We start from the raw sequence: 20,645 nt of genomic DNA on the forward strand, positions 1-20,645 counted from the left end.
CATTCACCTACTTCTATTAAAAGTCAATCGCACGACCGCCACGAGTGGACTTAATATCCATATCCATGTTAGAGCTATTTGATTCGCAATACTCCGCTCGATCTTCTCTAGGCGTAGCCGCAACCGCTCTAACACTAGCCCATTCACGAATCTCTTTAATTTGTTCAGCCTGTGTCACCGCAAGTGGTACAATTAATTTCGAAACTTTTTCAAAATCACTAAATTGAACACTTCGTTCTTCATAAAATGCCTCAAATAATCCATTTATGACAACTTGTTCAATCTCTGCTCCTACAAACCCCTCCGTCATGTCAGCCAATTTTTCCAGGTTTTCAGTACTAATTTCAAAATTACCTTTTACGCTTGGGTTATTTAATCTTTTCTTTAAATGAACTCGGAAGATTTCAATACGTTCTCTATGTGTTGGTAAATCAACAAAGAAAATTTCATCAAATCGACCTTTTCGCAACATTTCAGGAGGAAGTGCCGATATATTGTTTGCAGTGGCAACTACAAATACGGATTTTTCTTTTTCTTGCATCCAAGTTAAAAAGTGTCCAAAAACACGAGAACTTGTCCCGCTATCTCCAGATGAACTAGTTCCGTTAAATCCTTTTTCGATTTCATCAATCCATAAGATGGAAGGAGCAATGGCTTCAGCTGTTTGAATCGCTTTTCTCATATTTTCTTCACTACTACCAACAATGCCGCTAAACACTTTTCCAATATCTAATCGCAGTAATGGAAGCTGCCACATTCCACTAATCGCTTTACTTATTAAACTTTTACCACAACCTGGAACACCTGTAATGAGCACACCCTTTGGAGCTGGTAAACCATATTGTTGCGCAGACTCTAACCAAGATTTATCTCTTTTTTTCAACCAACGTTTTAAATTTTCTAATCCACCGACTTCATCCATATTAAGATTACTCGATATAAATTCTAGTATCCCTGTTTTCTTAATGATTTGTTCTTTTTCTTGAAGGATTACTTCAACATCCTTGATTGATAATTTTCCATCATCAACCATTGCCCGTGCAAAGGCATTTTCGGCTTCCGAAAGTGTTAAACCCAATGATGCTTTTACGAGTTTTTCTTTTTCTTCTTCATTTAAGTTAATTTCAATTCTTCCTGTTTGTCGGTTTACTTCAATCATTTCATCAAGCAGTTGCTTCATTTCAGTAAAGGTTGGTAAAGGAAAATCAACAATTGTAATATCTTTCTCCAAATCTTGCGGTAATTTAAGAATTGGAGATAAAAATACAATATTCTTTGGATTAACACTTTGTTTTAAACTCATTACAATGTCACGTAGTTTTCTTATCACAAGAAGATCTGGTAATCTTCCTTGATCACCAAAATAAACATGGAAGTCTTGCAGTACAAAAATAGCGGGCTCATCATACTTTTCAATAAATTCTAATGCTTTTACAGGAACCTTCGTATCGTCTTTGCGTATACCCTCTCCTACAATCCCTTCCGTAATCTTCCAAGTAAATAATTTTCTTGTTGTTTTAATCAACTGTTGATCATAGGCAATGTCATTAATAAGTGCTAGTGCTCTTTGCTCTTCCCAAGTTGGAATATATATAAATGGGAATCTAGCTTTAAACAAATTAGCTACAAATCTTTTTTGCTTTACTAAGTAATTCAATGCTTTCCCTTCTTCCTTTAGATTTTTGGGTTATTAAGAATTTTATAAGCAGTTGTAATGTTTAAAATATATCTTTACCCATATATCCTATAGATACCTGAATCCGTGATAAAAGGTAGCTTACCTAGATAATTTTGGAATGACTTTCTTTTACCTTAACTTTGGATATTTTTACTGGAATTAACCGTTTTTGGGTATATCAAATAAGTTTCCCATACTGATAAAAGCTAGCAGTCTAAATAAATCAAAGCTTTGTAATTAGTTTCTTGTTCAAGGCATTTAAGCAAGTGTATGAGTTTAGTATTGTAATTTTACCTTTCTCTTCATCATTAATATTACATTAATTTTGAACAATACTAAAAATAATAAATTGAATGAATTTTATAAATATTAATCCTCCAGACTCAAAGATTTCTAAGCACTAAATAAGAAGTACTCCCGAAAATGTCGAAATAAGTAAGCGGCCAAACAATCTATCGACTTAAGGTTGACCCCCTATGCCTATTATAAGACAAGGAAGCTTTTTTGACATCAAGATTTATGCAGATTTACCAGTTGCAAAGTTAGATCGGAGTGGCTCAAAATTCAATTATCAAATACAATCGGATATTGGTTGATACAGGCTCTGATAGTAACGGTTATTTCAAGTGAATTGGCTGAGACAATATTGTTCTTGAGGAAAATGATACGATTTATAGAATAAGTGGCGTTGGCGACTCTGAATTTGTATTTTCGAAAAAAGTAGATTCTATTAAATAGGATTCGAAAGTGCAGCCGCATTCATATGGTTGGCTGTTCTTTTTTCTATATATTTGGAACGATTATAGATTGAAAGAGGCGTGAGGATAAAAAAATGAAGGATATTTCTTTCGTATCTCGAATTATTTAAAAGAGTTACTTTTTTGTTAAACGAAAAGAACTCTTCTCATCCTCGGTAATTTGTTTTCCATATAAGGATGTCATTCATTGTATAGGCTGCATTATTGAATATGAACCGGCCGATGCTCTCAGTAAACATTTAAAAAGATGACTTCAACAATAAAAGATAGCGGAGGAGTATTCACTATATGTTACGTTTATTCATTATTTTTGTAGCTACAGCAAATGCGTTCATTGTTCTTTATGCACCACAGCCTCTACTCCCGTTGTGGACTCAAGAATTTAATATATCGATAGCAACGGCAAGCTCAGCTATTTCGATTACCATTATTTCATTAGCCGTGTCATCTTTTGTATTTGCTCAATTATTGGACCAATGGGATCGAAAAAAAGTTATTCTTTTTGCAAGTATATTATTAATTTTTCCGAGTATGATGATTTACATTAGTGAATCATTTTCATCAATTTTATTTTGGAGATGTATGTATGGTCTCATCATACCTGGCATCTTGGCTGTGATGATGGCATATGTATCTGAAGAATTTCCTCTAAATCAACGTGGAAGAGTGATGGGAGTATATGTAAGTGCTAATGTGGCGGGCGGATTGCTGGGACGGGTTATTTCTGGACCGATAGCCGACACATTTTCCTGGAGGACTGTTTTTTCAATAATCGCGGTGTATTCCATGGTCGTTGCTTTTTTAGTTTGGAAATATCTCCCTAAACCTAACTATCAAAGAGAAAGGAAGAAACAAAGTTTTGGCATACATTTTAAAAATCCTGCTCTGATAGGTACATTCACTATAGGTTTTTCGCAATTCTTCGCATTTATTAGCTTTTTCACATATATTCCTTTTTATGTTGCTCAACCTCCTTTTCAGTTAAGCAATACACAAATTTCGTTGCTTTATGCTACATATGCGTTCGGCATTTTCTCCGCTCCTATAGCCGGCATGATATCTGATAAGATTGGCCGGCGTTGGACAATGAGTATGGGGCATATTCTTGGCGGAATCGGTATTTTCATAACGCTTTGGCCAACGATTCCTGCGCTTGTTGTGGGATCATCATTGTTGACGCTCGGAAATTTTGCTTCTCAATCAGCAACAACAGCTTATGTGACAGATATGACCGCCGATTCACGGGGAGCTGCTACGTCTTTATATTTGGTGTTTTTCTATTTAGGAGGAAGCCTTGGCGGTTGGATTCCCGGCCTTTTATGGGAAAATTACGGATGGCATGGTGTCGTTTTTTTAACAATTGGAACAATCATTTTGGCACTATTAAGTAATTTATTTCTCGCAGGAAGAACCCCAGGGAGATTGAAAGTTTCTGAATTATGATATGAACAAAACAGTATTATTTCCTTGCCGAATCATAGTGAATATTTATGACTAAAATAAGGATTCTTTTTCCACAATGGGATTGTCCCGAAAGTCATTGAAACTTGACTTGTATCGTCTCCTTAATGAATTAAGGTGAAGCAGACGGGAACATACTGCGATTTGATTTTGAGCCACTATGTATGCTTTTTTTGCTAGGAAGACAGTTAGCTAATTCAAACCACTCAACGTAAAGTTTTTCGTTTGATCGGTGGTGCATGAAAGATTTTTCCCCATGGTTTTCTTAACTTGATAAGAACTTCATTTTATTGTTCGATTAAGTGTAACTTTTCGAATAGGAACCACCTTTTCCAAGGGTTATGTACTTTATCATTTTTGAACATTGTTAGTGTGGTGGAATCATCGGATTTATTTGCAATGGTAGCGATTTAAAATATAAATCTAACGATGATTCCTCCCAAAATAAATAAACTAAATATGAGATACCATATACTTTCGCTTCGGTTTTCTTTCCATCCCTTAATTGCGTAATAAAAGGCAAATGCAAAAAGTATAAAGAGAAGTATATCCCCAATATATTTGAACACATTCCTCATCCTTCCTCAGTTGAAAATACATTTAAATAATATTCCTCAAGACTGCTAGCTGTCTCTTTGATCTCGGAAATAGATATATTATTTTTTAATATTTTCCCATTGGAAATTAAAATAATTGAATCACAATATCTTTCACAAACCTCTAGTTGGTGTGTAGACATAAAAATACTGCATCCATTTTGTGCGTATTGAATTAAGATGTTTTTAATATCTTTCATACTGACAGGGTCAATTCCTGATAAATACTCATCTAGCAAAAGCAGCTTCGGTTTTTTCATTAATAATGGAATAAGATTGAGTTTCTTTTTCATCCCAAGCGAATAATTGAAAATTTGCTTATTTAAGGAATTTAATAATCCCAATAACTGGAGCATTTCTTTAATTTCCGGACTGTCTATATCAAAATTTAATAACTCGCTCATGAATTTTAAATATTCTTTTCCGGTCAGCACGGAAAATAATAATGGGGCATCAGGAAGTAACATGATTTCTTTTCGATCCAGATCTGACAGTTTTACACCATTGACGTAAATTTCTCCATCATCGTAGCCGGTCAATTCAGATAAAATTCTAAAGGTTGTGGTTTTCCCCGCTCCATTTGGTCCGAGAAATCCGACAATTTTATTTTCAGCAATTTCAAACGTTGCTTGATCTAATATTTTTTTCCCATTTTCAATTTTGGTCAGATTATGGACTTTCAATAAATAATCAGAAGATGCTGCTCCCACTGGATTTTCACTCCTAATAAATAAATTGTTTTTTATTTAGCTTTCTTTTTACTAATAAAAGTGATATAAAGAGCATTCCGAATAGATAAATAGCAAGAAAAATAGGATTGATGAACAAATATTGTGATTTTGTTAAATAACCCATGATAAATAAAACCATGGGGATTGTCATACTAGGAAGTATGATAAATAAAGACATTGCATCTAAGATAGAATCGACCATTTTTTTATCGCCAAATTCATTCAATTCTTCAGCGTTTCGAAATTCAAAATGAGGATAGAAGGCGCTGGAAATATAATTTAAAGCGCCAAAAGCATTTAAAGCTAAAATTTGCATTGAGAGCAACCATATAATAGTAGTTAATGAAATGGGAGTGAGTATATAAACAATGAAATCACCTATTATGATTAAAGGAATTAACGTGATGATGTAAACAAAAAACTTTTGTTTAAATACATACCAAAGATTTTTTCCAGCATTTAAATAAATTAAGACATTGGTGCCATCACTTTCTAAGGCCATTCCCCCTATGAAATGCTGATAATGACGTTCCGCCAAAAAATAAATATGGTACAAAATAAAAAATGAAAATACTAATTGCTGCACTTTGTACTCATCATCTAAATTGGCGAGCAATCCGCTAAATATGCCAACAGAAAACCAATAAACGAAATCGCCAAACATATACGGAAGCCTCTTTTGAAAAAAGCTCGATCTAATAAATAAAAGAATCGTAAAAGCTTTTTTCTTTAAAAACGGCACTTTTAATAACGGGGAAGGCAGCCGATCAAAATACTCCGCTGATCGCCTGTTGGGGTTTTCTTTAAAAAGAATGATAAATAACAAGTAAAATACCATAGTAAACATACACATCAATATCGTGCCAATATATGTATATAGAGAATTAGCAGTGAAAATATCAAAAAAGCTTAAATTGATTTTGATCGTCGTTACACTGTCAAACAGAATTTCCCAACCTTTGTTAGACCATTTTTCAAATGACTCGGATGTGGGATTTTCTTTAATAAAGGGAATATCAATAAGCCATCCTGTAAACTTTGCAGCGAAAAAATAGCCTATAGAAAATATGATCATTCTTGATATGACAATTTTGGCTACTTTGTTTACGAAAGGTTTTTCTATTATAAACTTGTATACATAAAATGTGTGCGAAAAAGAGACAGCAATGCTGACAAACAAATATAAAGAAAAGCTGAGCAGTGTTAATCCAATTACCATAGATATGTTTAAACCGATTGCGTATGATAAGCTAAAAAGCAATGTTAAAATATGTATGATGAAACTTCTTATGTTCCAGCAGATTGTTTCGAAAATAACCATAGAGTTGGCTTTACTTAAACTCAATTTAAAATGTGACAGAAGCCACTCCTTGTCCATTGAGCTTAAATTCCACTTGGAAGCTTTTATGCCAGCAATAACAGAGAAAACTATTACATATACAAAATAAAACTGCCAGAGAATATAAACATTGTTGTTAATTTGGGAAATTTTTTGCAATAAAAAGTCCAAAAATGGCGCACCTGTCGTTGCTGTATGTAAAAATTCATTCATAATTACCAGTTTTAATAGAGCATATGCAGAAAAAAAATAAAAAATAGCCTCTATGACATCAAGAAAAAAAGCTGTGATCGCAAATATATATCCTGAATACCCTCTTCTATTTAAAAATTTACCCCATTGATTTTTCCATCTTATATAAATCTTCCATTTAATCCATGCTGCTCTCATTTTGACTCCCGACTTTCATAAATTTAATGTAATCAATCCCTCTACAATGGAAGCTAGAAGGATTCCTATAATTACCATTACGACATGTTTTAATAAAAATTTCAACCCATATTTTCTATTAAAATAAAATGTAAATCCTAAAAAGCCGATAGCTCCTGCTAATAAAAAAAAGGGGATTTCAAATATTCCATGAGGTATAACCTTTAAAAATATATTTAATAAAGGTTGATCAGATAAAATAAGATGAGTTAGACCTGCTCCGATAGATATGCCATTAAAGAGTAAATAAATAAACGTAGGAATCCCAAATGTAAATAAACCCAGCATTAAAACTAGACAAACAAGTATATTATTTAAAAAAATAGAATACACTGAGTACCAGCCAGCTTTATAAGTTCTTTGGAGCTCAGCTGCCTCCTCCATTTGAGGCGAAGTCGAAAAAATTATCATGACCCCAATAATTAAACCTATGCCAAATACAATGGCAGAAAGGATAAAAGTGTTTCGTAGACGGGAAAAATAGTTCAACATCACTCACTCGCTAACTTTTTCTTAAGTTAAATAGAAGGTAGGATAGAGAAAGACTAACGGCTCTCTATCCTATCCTAAAAACATTATGCTACTACAGCTTTTTTGCCTCCGGCTCTTAGAGCTATCTGCAAGGCTTTTAATGTGAGACCTGCTCCGGTTATCAATGTCAAGAATGAAGCTATTCCTAAACCGGCGTCCAAAAATGCAGCAATAGTATTTGCAGTAGTTTCATTAATGCCATAAGCAACTAAAAGATCAAGTTCCAACATTATAATTCACCTCCTTTCAAATAAGTTCAATTAGTGTGTTAAATATAATTGTTACTGGAAATAATATGGAAACTATCTTTGTTAAAGACTGCTTTGTAACAATTGTTAAGCTTAAACAAATTAGAAATAATGACCACAAATTAAATAATTCAATTTTCGATAAAAATATTTGCACAAATTGATTCATGTTTAATCCTGAAAATAGGTAGGCCAAGCTGGTGACAGGAATATGATATTGAGACGGATCAGATAACACGTATTTTATACCGAGCCCCAAAACAACAGGGGATTGAGCGATGATGACAAATCTCAATAATTCCCTGAATTTTACTTTCAATTTTACGATGGAGAGAACTATTTTTATTAAGGCTGTAAGTAAAAGAATATTAACGAAAAATAAGAAGACTTGCATAATTGCAGCAAAAATAGTAAGAGCATTTTTAAACGATTGTGATGGATTGTTTCCTAAAAGATCTGCTATATATTCGGATTCCAATAAATTTTGACTTATAACAATACTTATTGCGGCAAACAATATAACTAATGTCAAAGTAGCTAGTATTCCTAGTTTTTTTTCATTATGTATGTTCAATAAAGTTTTTTGTGGCGAATAAATGATTTTAAATGGATAAAATATCCTTTTGATAAAAACATGACTAGGGTTTCTTACCAATTGCTCTTGCTCTTCAAGACGCATTATCAAATCACCTGCTTACATAATTTAATGAGTTTTAGATATTTATTTGCTAAAAAACAATGTCAATATTTCATATGATCACAATGCTCCTGCTTGTTGTTTAAAGTTTTAGAGAGAAGAGAAGAATTGATATATTTTTGGTAGAATTTACAATTTATTCTTCTTAATTCAAAATATATTACAAATCTTCTAAAAAAACATCGGTATTTTCCACAAAAAATGATGTGGAAAATACCTATTTTTAGAAAAAACAATGAAAAAAACTGTCATTTAGTGTAAAATTTTTACTATAAATACTAGTTGAAGGAGGGATAAAAAGCGAGAATCGATAGGATTCACTGAACTTTGCATTCGCGAAAGAAAAGATTGGATTTGGATGTGTTCTCTCACTTGTGTATATATGAAAAACAGACGGACAGTTAACGGAAAAGTAAATGAGTTTTTGGAAAAACACTTGTTTAGCTCTAAGCTTTAAAAAAGGCATCTTTAAACTGTTGCGCCTTTAGAGGAAAATGATTTGGAAACGAAGATTATTTTTTTCGAGATGTGTATACGCTTTTAGTCTATAATCGCTAATTTTTTCATCTGATTTTAGTGAAGCTAGTCTAAATACATTCTGTTCTAATTGAAATTCTTTTAATGGAAATTTTGTAAATTATTCTCACATCTGTTCTCTTCAATGTTTTTTAGACTTATAAAATGCTTTAAAAATAAAAGGGTTTATATTGAGTTTTCCGAGAAATCAATTAGAGTGAGTGACGATCTAAAATCTTCGAAGAAGATGGCTACGCTTAAATGCAGTCAGAACTGGGCATTGTAACTTCCTGATAACTTTGCCGAGATTAGGATGATTGAAATGAAAATTAAAGTACTACTGGTAGATGATCACTTACTAGTCTTGTTAGGAATCAAACAATTATTAGAACACGAATCAGATCTTGAAGTTGTAAATACCATTTGCGACCCTGCCGGCATCAATGCAGCAATATCAAAAAATCATCCGGATGTTGTGGTAATGGACATAAGAATGAAAGGCTACAATGGAATTGAGTTGACAAAGAAATTAATCGAAAGCTATCCGAATCTGAAGATTGTCATATTATCAGCTTATAACGATGATGAATATATTGACGCATCTTATCATGCCGGTGCTTATGCGTTCATTACGAAGGAAAACTCTGCTACAGAACTTGCAAATGCGATCAGACAAAGTTTTTTGGGCAACAATATCATTCCTAGAAAAAAAATAGAATATCAGAATCACTATTTAACCAAAACTGAGTTAGAAATTTTAAAGCTGATTTCTGAAGATAAAACGAACGCAGAGATCAGTGATATTTTGATGGTAAGCAGAAGAACGGTCGAACACCATGTTTCATCAATTATTAAAAAGCTGAATGTGTACTCAAGAGTTGGTGCAGTGGTAAAAGGAATAAAACTAGGACTATTAAAAACTATTTAAAATCGATATATTTTGTCCAAATCGGAAGCCTACATTCCAGCATGTAGGTATTCAAGACATAGATATTGTGTCTGAACTCAATTGCGCTTTAAACAACAAAACCGCTGTACCGTGTGTGAGAGTGTCTATCAAACATAGTGATTCTCTTATTTTTTAAAGCCGAAATGTATAAACTTGACTTTTCTAGGTGGAGGATTTAGCAAAAAGACCTATTTGTTCTCTCAATTTCATTCTTAAGCACTATTCAGAATAGGACATTTTATCTATAGGAAGATAAAGGTAAATATGTTATTTTTAAACAGAAAATTTTTTTAATATTTTGAATAGGAGGAATCAAAAATGAAAAAGAAATTGTTTATTGAAGAATTGGAAGTAAGGCAATCTAGCTCTCCGTTATTTGTGAGCCCTATTGTGGATCCGGGATATGCCACAACGTTAGCTTTAGGCGAAGAAGGAGGATATACAACTCAAGCTATCGGGGAAGAAGGCGGACCAATTGTTACCACATATGCACTTGGCGAAGAAGGCGGTTTTATAAAATAGGTTTTGCAAAAGTTGGACAAGCGCCCCAGAGAATGTTTTCTGGGGCGCTAAAATTCGGAAAATTCTCATTTATTTCATCGGAGGTGCGAAATGGCGGAAGTATCTGTTGGTATTATCGGTTCACAATTTGAAAGGCATTGTCTTTATTTACAAAAGGAATTGGTTCGACAAGGCGCCCAAGCATTCATTTTAGATAATTCGCCGGATGTCCCCTACCCCTTAAGCTTTGGCGGTGAAGACAGCCATTATGAAAACCGTGATTTATCGGAAACGAACGTTTACTTTTTGAGAGCATTATTTGTTCCTACTCCTGCATTCGATACTTCTCAAATAAAGGAACAAATCAAGGAGAATGGATTTTTGGCATATGCGGCGGAGCGGGAGAGATATGCTGCTTGGCTGTCTTGGTTAAAATCTTCCTCTTACTTCGGCAGACTCATCGTCAATCCTGTTGATACACTGCTCATTCATTTTGCAAAGCCTTATCACCTTGAGTGTCTAAGAAGAGCAGGTATTCCCGTTCCTAAAACGTTAGTAACCAGCAATCCGGAAAAAGTTTTGGAATTCAGCCATAACTGCGATGTCATCTATAAACCCGTTGCTGGAGGAGCATTGTGCCGTCTATTGACAGAGGAAGATAAAAAACCTGAAAGATTAGAAGCATTGAGCACAGCACCGGTGCAATTCCAAGAATACATACAAGGCCAGGATGTACGTGTATTTGTCCTGGACGGAAAAGTCATCGCATCATTTATCATTGAGGGAGAAGGAATTGATTATCGTGAAGGCGCCCATCAAGTCAAACCCTTTGAGATAACGCCAGAGATCGCTCAGTTATGTATAGAGGCATGCGAAACATTAGGGCTTATTTTCAGCGGAATTGATTTAAAACTACGTCCAGACGGTTCTGTTATATGCATTGAATGTAATCCAAGCCCAATGTTCGAAGGATTCGATCGGGTTGCCCCTGTTTCAATTGTTTCCCAGCTGGCTTCATACTTGATCAAACAAGCCATTCTTAAAGAGGAAAATAAACTGAAAGTGAGAAACTGACGTTTGGAGAGGGAGTATTTGTGAATTACTCACAGTCATTTCAAAAACCGTTAGTATACAAAATAGGAAAGATAAAAGAAGATCGGTACTGGATTGAACGACCGGATGGACTTTTATTGCAAATAGATAACTATTCAAAAAAATTGTTGGAGCAGTTGGCAAACAAAGAGCCTATATCTTCTATTGCAGATAAAATGGAAGTATCGGAGAAGGAAATTTTACTATTTCTTGAAAAGTTAGGCATCGATAAGGATGCAGCCTTTTCCCTTATTGAAGAAAAACAATCTGATTTTGAGCCGGATCAAAAGCCGCTCATAACCTATTACAATCCTTGGCTGGAGCGTAAATGGTTTAACTGGATTACCGCAGGTGCTGTTTTGATTTCGATCATCAGCACCGTTTTGTTCATGATCAACACTCCATTTTTTCTCGTCACTGATCTAAAAGGTCAATGGATCATCGCCGGAGTTTTAACATTTTCAGTCCTCATCCATGAGCTTGGGCACTTATTAACAATGCCGCGTACAGGGAACATTTCCATTTCTGTTCAATGGTCCGGGCCTGTCCCGTTATTTAGCATTGTTTGCAATGAAGCTTGGAAGCTATCAAAATGGCAGCGCATGCGGATCAACATCGCGGGCTTTACGGCAGATTTGATTGTATGCGGATTAACATCAGTGATCGGCTTATGCTTTGCACAGCTTTCACCATGGATTTGGTCCTTTCTTATTGTTCATATGTTTAGAATGCTGTTTGCGATTTTCCCGCTGCTTCCTGGAGACGGCTACTGGATGATCGTTGATCTATTGAATCAGCCGAATTTGTGGAAAAATGCAATAGATCAACTAAAGAAATTGAAAATTAATTTGCTTTCCTTCTATGCTTTTGTGCGGATTGCCTTTCATATCTTTATTTGGATTTTATATACGTATTTCATTTTTTTGTGGTCAGCTATCATATTCACAAGGCCGTTTGAAGACGTTCTTTTATTCTTTTTACAGCCTGCGCCGTTGTTGTTATTCCTGAACCTTTTCTATCAGCTGATTTTCATTACTTCCATCGGAATCAAGCATATAAGGCGGCTGGGCAAGGCGGAACGGGCTCTGGAACGGTAACGATTTTTCGCCATTTTATGAAAATCATAACTTAATGATTCGCCATAAACGGCTCTCGAGTTGTTGAAAAGATTGCAAGAGTGGAATTTTTGAATGATTATTCCCGGAACGGAGCCAATCTTGAACATAATTTAATTGATTTTTTTTGAAAAAATATTGACAAAAAATTCAATCCATGGTAATCTTTAAACCGCAGTAAATCAATAGGAATAATTTAGGTTCGATCAGACAACTGAAGGGCCTTGCAATGCTTGGAAATAATATATTTTCAGGCGTGCAAGGCCTGTTTTTATTTAATTTAAAGAAATTGGTTGGACCATTGAATGTCTGAACCAAATGCGTTGTAAAAAAGGAAATGGAGGGGTGGTTCATAGTGTCACACAAGTTTTTAGTACATAATGTCGGCGATTCTGTGGGAGTCGCAATAGAAGACATTGAAGCAGGCGAGCAAATCCAAGGGGTCATCTTGGAAGACGATTCAGTTGTTTCAGTAAAGTCTAGAGATTTTATTCCTCTTGGTCATAAGATTGCTTTAGTGGATTTGGATGAAAACAGCAAAGTAATTGAATATCGCGTACCGATTGGTGTAACTACAAAAAAAATCTATAAAGGGAGCTATGTTCATACTCATAATTTAAAAACGGCGAGGTGGAAATATGGAGAATAAAATTTGGGGTTATCGCAGAGAGAACGGAAGAGTTGGTATTCGGAATCATGTAGTGATCATGCCTGTCGATGACATTTCTAATGCGGCAGCAGAAGCGGTTGCTAAAATTGTTCCTGGTACTTTAGCGATCCCGCATGCATACGGGCGATTACAATATGGGCCGGATTTAGACTTGTTTTTTAAAACGATTATCGGCAACTGTTCTAATCCAAATGTAGCAGCTGTTGTTGTGATTGGTATTGAGCCTAACTGGACAAATCGAATTGTTGAGGAGGTACAAAAAACAGGCAAGCCGGTAGCTGGATTTTCAATTGAACGTTATGGCGATTTGTCTACGATTGAAAAAGCAGCTCGAACAGCACAAAAATTTCTGCAGGATGCTTCTGAAATTCGCAGAGAGCCTGTGGAATTATCAGAAATTTTAGTAAGTATTAAATGCGGAGAGTCGGATACGACAACCGGGTTAGGATCATGCCCTACGGTAGGAAATGTAGTTGATCGTTTAATTGACGAAGGCGGAACTGTTTTGTTCGGTGAAACCTCCGAATTAACTGGCGGCGAACATATAATTGCAGAGCGTTGTGCCACTCCAGAAGTAAAACAAAAATTTTTAAGCCTTTATCAAAACTATGTTGAAGAAATCGCATCAAAAGGTGTTGATCTGCTTGGCAGCCAGCCGACGGAAGGAAATATAAGAGGCGGCCTCACAACAATTGAGGAAAAGGCGCTCGGCAATATCGAAAAAACGGGCACAAAACCGGTGGTTGATGCTTTAGGACCTGCGGAGGCTCCAGTAAAAGCGGGATTGAATTTTATGGATACCTCCTCTGCAGCAGCTGAATGCATTACTTTAATGGCAGCTGGAGGGGCAGTCGTACATTTCTTTCCTACCGGTCAAGGCAATATAATTGGTCATCCAATAGTACCCGTTATTAAGCTTTCGGCAAATCCAATTACAGTTTCTACTATGTCAGAGCATATCGATGTAGACGTTACAGGATTATTGAAACGGGAATATAATCTCCAGCAGGCTGGCGATTTGCTGCTTGATATTTTGATCCGAACAATAAACGGACGTTTAACTGCAGCGGAAACATTAGGGCATAGAGAATTTGTTTTGACGAAACTTTATCGCAGTGCATGAGCGGAGGAAAGTAATGAAAATACTAATCTCTGAATATATGCCTGAATCCGGGATTAACAGGATGAGGAAAATAGCGGAGGTCGAATACAATCCGGATTTATGGAGAAATAAACAGGAATTAATAAACAAAATAATAGATGCAGACGCATTAGTCGTTCGAAACCAGACAATTGTTGATCAGGAAATACTGGATGCAGGGAAAAAATTAAAGGTAATCGGCAGATTAGGAGTCGGACTTGATAATATAAATTTACTTGCAGCAAAACAACGTAATGTAAAAATCGTCTCCGCCAAAAATGCCAATTCGGTTTCAGTAGCAGAATATGTTATGGCCGTTATTTTAACGGCATCGAGGTCTATCATACAAGCCGGAGAAGACGTTAAAAAAGGAAATTGGAATAGGAAATTATTTACGGGAAATGAGATATACGGGAAAACATTGGGATTAATCGGAACGGGAGAGATTGGCCACAGGCTTGCTAAAAGAGCCATTGCATTTGGAATGAAAGTGATCGGCTATGATCCTTATATAAGAGAATTCGATTATCCTTTTTCTGAAACGGGGATTACAAAGGTTGAATTAGCGGAGGTCTTAAAAGAGTCCGACTTTGTAAGCATTCATGTTCCGCTAACGAATGAAACAAGAAATTTACTTAGTACGAAAGAATTTAACTTAATGAAAAAAAATGCAATTATTATCAACACTTCTCGCGGGGGAATTATTGATGAATCCGCCTTATTCAAGGCGGTGGAATCCGGGCAAATAGCTGGTGCTTACTTAGATGTACTTGAGAATGAGCCGGTCGAAAAAGACTATTTTCTATTAAACAGCAGCAAGATTACTGTAACTCCGCATATTGCTGGATTAACAGAAGAGTCCCAAGAACGAATCACTAACATTATTTCAGATGAAATTATGAAAGTACTTGAGGGAAAAGAATCACTATTTTTAGTTTCATCTGATTTTTAAAGGGTGAGTGAAGTTTGACTGTTTATGATGCGAAAGCTTTAAAAAAATTTGTTGAAGATGTTTTGGTGAAGCAAAACGTTAAAAAAGAGAATGCTGAAGTTGTAGCAGATTCATTAATAAGGGCAGATCTTGAAGGTATCACAAGCCACGGAATCAGCAGATTGCCGATCTATTCAAAACGTTTAAAAGAGGGGCGGATTAATCCGACCCCGTCCATAAAAATACAAAAAAAAGGGTTATCCATTTTAACTGTCGATGGAGATAACGGATTGGGCCAGATTGCATCATATTATGGCATTAAAGAGGGAATCAAAACAGCAAGAGAAACGGGAGTTGCTGCCATCGCCATTCGAAAAAGCAACCATTTTGGATGTGCATCATATTATTGCAAGGCAGCTTGCGATGAAAACCTTGCAGCAATTGTGATGACAAATTCTCCGCCTGGGATTCCGCCTTGGGGAGGCAAAAAAGCTTTCTTTGGAACGAATCCGATAGCATTTGGCTTTCCAGTCAAAAACGGACCGGATGTTATTATCGATATGTCTGCAAGCGTCGTTGCAAGAGGCAAAATTATAGAAGCGGCAAAGGAAGGAAAAGCCATTCCAAAAGGCTGGGCAATCGATCAAAGAGGCAATGATACGGAAGATCCTGCAGAAGCATTAAACGGAGCCGTTCTTCCTTCAGGAGGAGTAAAGGGGTATGGCTGGGCTTTGGCAGTGGAAATATTAACAGGGCTATTAACAGGTGCTGCTTACGGCCCACATGTCGAAAATATATATGACGATAACGGCCAAATAGCAAATGTAGGGCATTTTTTTATTTTAATCGATATAGAAAAATTTATGCCTGTCGATCAATTTACCTCTCTTCTGCAAAAAATGCTTTTGGAAATGAAAGCTGTTCCTAAAAAAGAAGAAGTCCATACAATTTTGTACCCTGGGGAACGAAGAGAACAATCTTATATTCATAAATTACATTGTGGTATTCATTTATCTCAGGAAGTTGAAAAGGATTTAGTGCAGCTGGCTAATCAGTTGCATTTGGAATTTCCTACCACAGGTGATCATTATGTTTGAAAATATTCGTTTTGATCGTTCCACTGTTCCGAATAAGATTGTTGAAGAATTGAAATCACTTATTCAAGAAAATAAGTTGAAACCCGGGGAAAAGCTGCCGTCAGAAAGAGAGCTTTCTCTTAAATTAAATGTGAGTCGAAATACAATAAGGGAAGCTTACAAAGTTCTCTCTACGCTCGGATTTATTGAAATTAAACAGGGGAATGGCGTTTTTGTAGCGGATGGGACGAATAATTTAGCTCAATTAGCCAATCATTACTTTGTCAAAAGCGACCAATTTGCAGATTTATTTGAAATAAGAATGCTCATTGAAACGCAAGCGGTAGTATGGACTGTTGAACGGGCATCCGATTCGGAAATTGACGTTTTGTATCAGTTTGTGAAAGAGACTGTACAATTAATCAGCGAAAATAAAGTGAATGAAAAGATATTGTCTGAACGAGATCACAAATTTCATATTAGAATTGCGGAGCTTTCCAAGAACGCAATTGCTTATCGGATAATGAACAGTCTCACTAGCCTTTTTAACAATATCAGGGTGGAGACATCTAAAATACCTGATCGGATGCACCATTCGTGGCTGGAGCACTTAGAAATTGTCGAAATGATCAAAAAACGCGACATAATTAGGTCAAGGAAAAGTATGGAGAAGCATTTGCAAAGTGTCGAGCAGACTTTAGAAAACGCAAAGAGGGATAACGGCTAACATATGACATTTAAGTTTATTCCGAGAAAAAATCGACGGGTTCACCGCTGTATTGTTCGGCCTCTTATCGGTAAATGAGAGCAAAACTCTATCACCCTTATATATGGAACTGATGTGCCTTAGCGCCGACGCTTGCCATTTCCCTGATTTTTATAGCAAAAATATATTGTCAGGCGCCATTTTTTCCGAGATTCATTGAGATTCTTCTTGTGCTATTTTATTTGGAATTGGCTGTGTTTTGAAAGGAAAAAGGCAGAGCTGCCAGCAGGAAAAATTCGCCTCACCTTCATTTATTAAGCTTCTTAATTATGAGCATAGGCTGTGCAGCCAGTCCGTCAGCGGTATCCGTTCGCTGGATTTTTTTATGATGATGAGGAACTTATCCTAGAACCAGGCTATTTAAATTCTGAAGATTTTACGAAAGATGTACAAAATGAAACGGAAGCATAAACAAAATTAGCCGAAAAGACTAGAATCCGCAAATGACATGAAGGCCATTTTCTATTAAAATGATTTTAAGATTTAAAATAGATAGAAAATGGTAAGCAAAAACAACAGAGAAAGTTTTCTGTGCTGGCAACACCAAATCGAATAGTTTAATGGGGAGTGTTTTCGAACAGACGGGAGTCAGGATGCACTCCCCAGCTATTTACTATAGGGGGAAATTTTTGTGGCAGAAACAATTGCACCAATGACGGCAAAACATTTGGAACAATGTATTGAACTATATATGAAAGTTTTTAATCGTGACCCTTGGAATGAAAGCTGGACATATGAAACGGCTAAAGAAAGGCTTACAGATTTGCTGCATACTCCGAAATTTACAGGATTTTTTTGGGAAATCGATGGAACTCCCATTGGTTTTATAGCAGGGAACAGCAAGAAAACATATCAAGGAACAACTTTTTATTTAGCGGAATTATGCATCAATCATGAAATTCAAGGTAAAGGCTATGGCTCCAAGCTTCTCCAATATTTAGAGAAAGATTTACAAAAGAAACAAGTTAAAAGCATTTACCTCTTAACATCCACTGGAGGACTCGCAGAAAGCTTCTACAGAAAAAATGGTTATGCTGTGAATAACAATCGAATTGTGATGAAAAAAAATTTGTTTTAGACAGTTTTTTCCTAGCTGAAATTTTATCCAGCCAATTTTCGGTCTCCGCCAAAGAATCATGCAATCACTGTGCGCATATGAAACCGAATGAGATAATGTTTTAAAACGAGAAACGACAAGTGCTATTCCCCACGCTTATGTTTGGGGAAATTTTTTTGTGATTGACAAAAAATAATGGTAAATAGTTAAATATATTTAATTAAATATATTTAACTATTTATTGGGGGATTTTATGGTTAAAGACAGCATTGCGTTTATTGCAAATTATTTGTGGAGGGAATCGATTAAAAATTTACATATGCATTTGACGGAGGCAGAGATTAAAAAATTCAGCAGCAATGACTACTATTATTTAACGACTATTTACTATATGGGGAAACCTAATTTTTCTCAGGTGGCAGAAGCTTTGAACCTCACGAAGCCGGCTGTTTCAGCGATGATTAGAAAGCTGTCAAAAATGGGCCTTATAGAAAAAATACAATCGCAGGAGGACAAACGAGTTTATTATGTAAGTGTTACAGAAAAAGGAAAGAACATTGTCGAAGGTGATGAAAAGCTCTACAAGAAAATTGACTTGCAAATAAAAGAGTGTTTAGGAAGCGATCATAAATATGAATTTCTGGAAACTTTATTGGCAGAAATCGTTCGTTATTTGCAAAAAACAGATCGCTAATGCATCATATACATTCTTACATGGAGGAGCTGTTCATGAAAAGGAGTTTTGAGGGTAAATCCGTTATTGTCATAGGCGCTTCAGGGGGATTAGGTTCAAGCTTTGCAAAAGCTTTTGCCGATAAAGGTGCAAGGCTTCTTTTAGTTGGAAGGAATGAAGAAAAGGTTAAAAAGACAGCAGAGCAAATAACTGGAGATATAACAACAGCCGTTTTTGACATTACTGATTTACAATCGATTGAAGAACTGAAAGATATTGTAAAAAGGTGGTCGGCCCATATTGATATTGTCGTCAATGCTTCGGGTTATGACGTGAGAAAGTCTTTAGCTGAGCATAGTTATGAAGAAGCGAAGAACACGCTTGATATCAATCTTTTAGGAGCGATTCTTATAACGAAGGCATTCCTGCCGCATATGAGAGAACAAAAAGGCAGCACGATTGTGCATATCGGGGGATTTGCAGATGGCCGCTTGGCTTTTCCTTATTATAGTGTCGATGCTGCATCACGTGCAGGGCTGTTCACATTTATTGAAGCTGTAAACCGTGAATTGGAGTTGGAAGGCAGTCAAGCAAGGGTTGCCTTTTTTTCGCCAAGTCCTGCAGATACTGAAGCTGAAAGACCATTTCATCCGCTTTGGAGGAAAATGGGTGTTTCCATTATGCCTGTTGAAAAAGTGGCAGAGGATTTGCTTAAAACAATTGAAAAAAAGAAGACAGTACGAATTATGGGAGGGATGTCCACGATCCTTTTTGCCAAGGTTAACTCCATATCACCGAAGCTGGCTGATGCTATCATGATGAGAAAATATGGAAAAATGCTTCAACAATTTTTTTACAGGACAGAGGATGGCGGACAGCAAAAGCCGAGTAGGCATAAAAGAGGCTATCTCCGCAAGATTGCTGTCATTCTTATTATCGCCTCGTTTATTTTGTATGGACTAGCCGCCGTTGTCCCATTGCTTCCGCTCACTCTTACTCAAAAAGCGGCGGCTGTTCCGGCGCTGATTGCAATTGGCGAAATCGTTTGGTGGGCCGGGCTGGCAATCGCAGGTCGGGAAGTCGCTGCCAAGTACAAAAAATATCTTAATCCGTGCACTTGGTTTTCCTGTAAAAGAAAAACAATTTAAAGATTAGAAAAGTGCCATCAGCTGGAATTCTAAACTTTATGCGAGAAGTGAGGAGCTTGGAATTTTTTTTTTTTTTTTGCCAGATTGGCATATTCTTATTGTTAGTTGTTGGAATAGGATTCATTTCAAAATTATTGGGTAAATATAGTTTGTATTTTTTGCTGGCTCTCACTTTTACAGCTTTAATTTTTGCTGTACTAAATACGAATGATTTTAGTAATCGGCCTTCTTATATGTTGTTTTATTTGGAACAGTTTGTCTAGCTTCAATGATAAAATTGATGATCCAAACGTATAAGTTAAAATAAAAGGTTCTTCGGGGCTTTATCAGGTAGACGGCAGCTTATAAATAGCGTAAAAGGACATTTTGAAATTCTTTTTAATGAGAAAGACGTCCTCAACATCTATCTTGCTTTCTTCTAAATTTTGATTCGGTTATTAGGCAGGCGGCAGCATGGATTATTTAAATAAGGAAAAGAAAAGACTTACGTTTTGATAAGGCGAAATCCCTTTAAATTCGAACAGTCATACAATGCCCTAAAG

20 protein-coding genes are annotated in these 20,645 nt (G+C 36.0%); 14 read left to right on the forward strand and 6 right to left on the reverse strand.

Annotated elements, in window-relative coordinates:
- Positions 1-16: 16 nt before the first annotated feature.
- Positions 17-1,657: an AAA family ATPase gene (locus tag NSQ94_RS03380; protein ID WP_130157217.1), complete on the reverse strand. Its 1,641-nt coding sequence runs from the start codon at positions 1,655-1,657 to the stop codon at positions 17-19.
- 1,067 nt (positions 1,658-2,724) lie between these two features.
- Here NSQ94_RS03380 and NSQ94_RS03385 point away from each other — a divergent pair.
- Positions 2,725-3,879: an MFS transporter gene (locus tag NSQ94_RS03385; RefSeq protein WP_339230119.1), complete on the forward strand. Its 1,155-nt coding sequence runs from the start codon at positions 2,725-2,727 to the stop codon at positions 3,877-3,879.
- A 592-nt stretch (positions 3,880-4,471) separates the two neighbouring features.
- Here the strand turns inward: NSQ94_RS03385 and NSQ94_RS03390 are convergent.
- The 5 genes from NSQ94_RS03390 to NSQ94_RS03410 form a co-directional block, all read right to left on the reverse strand.
- A complete protein-coding gene (locus NSQ94_RS03390; protein ID WP_063387816.1) occupies positions 4,472-5,203 on the reverse strand; it encodes an ABC transporter ATP-binding protein in 732 nt (243 codons plus the stop codon).
- Between the two features lie 13 nt (positions 5,204-5,216).
- Complete coding sequence (locus NSQ94_RS03395; protein ID WP_327848809.1) at positions 5,217-6,953, reverse strand: hypothetical protein; 1,737 nt, start codon at positions 6,951-6,953, stop codon at positions 5,217-5,219.
- A 15-nt stretch (positions 6,954-6,968) separates the two neighbouring features.
- Complete coding sequence (locus NSQ94_RS03400; protein ID WP_066248075.1) at positions 6,969-7,484, reverse strand: stage II sporulation protein M; 516 nt, start codon at positions 7,482-7,484, stop codon at positions 6,969-6,971.
- Positions 7,485-7,567: 83 nt separating this feature from the next.
- The gene (locus NSQ94_RS03405; protein ID WP_063388392.1) at positions 7,568-7,753 is read right to left on the reverse strand and encodes a hypothetical protein; all 186 of its coding nucleotides are present in this window, start codon (positions 7,751-7,753) and stop codon (positions 7,568-7,570) included.
- Positions 7,754-7,769: 16 nt separating this feature from the next.
- Positions 7,770-8,450 carry a YIP1 family protein gene (locus tag NSQ94_RS03410; protein WP_094244515.1) on the reverse strand — a complete coding sequence of 227 codons (681 nt, stop codon included), beginning with the start codon at positions 8,448-8,450 and terminating at the stop codon, positions 7,770-7,772.
- Between the two features lie 856 nt (positions 8,451-9,306).
- Here NSQ94_RS03410 and NSQ94_RS03415 point away from each other — a divergent pair.
- From NSQ94_RS03415 to NSQ94_RS03475, 13 genes are all read left to right on the forward strand, one after another.
- Positions 9,307-9,912, forward strand: a complete 606-nt coding sequence (locus NSQ94_RS03415; RefSeq protein WP_063388394.1) for a response regulator transcription factor — start codon at positions 9,307-9,309, stop codon at positions 9,910-9,912.
- A 339-nt stretch (positions 9,913-10,251) separates the two neighbouring features.
- Entirely contained in the window at positions 10,252-10,455 is a 204-nt protein-coding gene (locus NSQ94_RS03420) for a hypothetical protein (protein WP_063388395.1), read from the forward strand.
- Between the two features lie 90 nt (positions 10,456-10,545).
- The gene (locus tag NSQ94_RS03425; RefSeq protein WP_063388396.1) at positions 10,546-11,508 is read left to right on the forward strand and encodes an ATP-grasp domain-containing protein; all 963 of its coding nucleotides are present in this window, start codon (positions 10,546-10,548) and stop codon (positions 11,506-11,508) included.
- A gap of 20 nt (positions 11,509-11,528) precedes the next feature.
- A complete protein-coding gene (locus NSQ94_RS03430; RefSeq protein ID WP_063388397.1) occupies positions 11,529-12,623 on the forward strand; it encodes a hypothetical protein in 1,095 nt (364 codons plus the stop codon).
- Positions 12,624-12,996: 373 nt separating this feature from the next.
- The gene (locus tag NSQ94_RS03435) at positions 12,997-13,290 is read left to right on the forward strand and encodes a UxaA family hydrolase (protein WP_242513790.1); all 294 of its coding nucleotides are present in this window, start codon (positions 12,997-12,999) and stop codon (positions 13,288-13,290) included.
- The gene (locus NSQ94_RS03440; protein ID WP_130157222.1) at positions 13,280-14,434 is read left to right on the forward strand and encodes a UxaA family hydrolase; all 1,155 of its coding nucleotides are present in this window, start codon (positions 13,280-13,282) and stop codon (positions 14,432-14,434) included. Before NSQ94_RS03435 ends, NSQ94_RS03440 begins: the two co-directional genes overlap by 11 nt.
- A 13-nt stretch (positions 14,435-14,447) precedes the next feature.
- Complete coding sequence (locus NSQ94_RS03445; RefSeq protein ID WP_327848807.1) at positions 14,448-15,404, forward strand: hydroxyacid dehydrogenase; 957 nt, start codon at positions 14,448-14,450, stop codon at positions 15,402-15,404.
- 14 nt (positions 15,405-15,418) lie between these two features.
- Positions 15,419-16,480 carry an Ldh family oxidoreductase gene (locus NSQ94_RS03450; RefSeq protein ID WP_130157224.1) on the forward strand — a complete coding sequence of 354 codons (1,062 nt, stop codon included), beginning with the start codon at positions 15,419-15,421 and terminating at the stop codon, positions 16,478-16,480.
- Positions 16,473-17,186 (forward strand): FadR/GntR family transcriptional regulator, encoded by a 714-nt coding sequence (locus NSQ94_RS03455; RefSeq protein ID WP_063388402.1) that lies wholly within the window; start codon positions 16,473-16,475, stop codon positions 17,184-17,186. Before NSQ94_RS03450 ends, NSQ94_RS03455 begins: the two co-directional genes overlap by 8 nt.
- Positions 17,187-17,507: 321 nt before the next feature.
- On the forward strand, positions 17,508-17,636 hold the full coding sequence (locus tag NSQ94_RS03460) for a hypothetical protein (RefSeq protein ID WP_261308733.1): 129 nt from the start codon (positions 17,508-17,510) through the stop codon (positions 17,634-17,636).
- A gap of 220 nt (positions 17,637-17,856) precedes the next feature.
- Complete coding sequence (locus tag NSQ94_RS03465; protein WP_327848706.1) at positions 17,857-18,303, forward strand: GNAT family N-acetyltransferase; 447 nt, start codon at positions 17,857-17,859, stop codon at positions 18,301-18,303.
- A gap of 232 nt (positions 18,304-18,535) precedes the next feature.
- Positions 18,536-18,976 carry a MarR family winged helix-turn-helix transcriptional regulator gene (locus NSQ94_RS03470; protein ID WP_063388404.1) on the forward strand — a complete coding sequence of 147 codons (441 nt, stop codon included), beginning with the start codon at positions 18,536-18,538 and terminating at the stop codon, positions 18,974-18,976.
- Positions 18,977-19,011: 35 nt separating this feature from the next.
- Complete coding sequence (locus NSQ94_RS03475; RefSeq protein ID WP_339230122.1) at positions 19,012-20,103, forward strand: SDR family NAD(P)-dependent oxidoreductase; 1,092 nt, start codon at positions 19,012-19,014, stop codon at positions 20,101-20,103.
- The last annotated feature ends 542 nt before the right edge of the window (positions 20,104-20,645 follow it).

It is taken from the genome of Aeribacillus sp. FSL K6-2833 (assembly GCF_037965815.1).
GTDB lineage: Bacteria > Bacillota > Bacilli > Bacillales > Aeribacillaceae > Aeribacillus > Aeribacillus composti.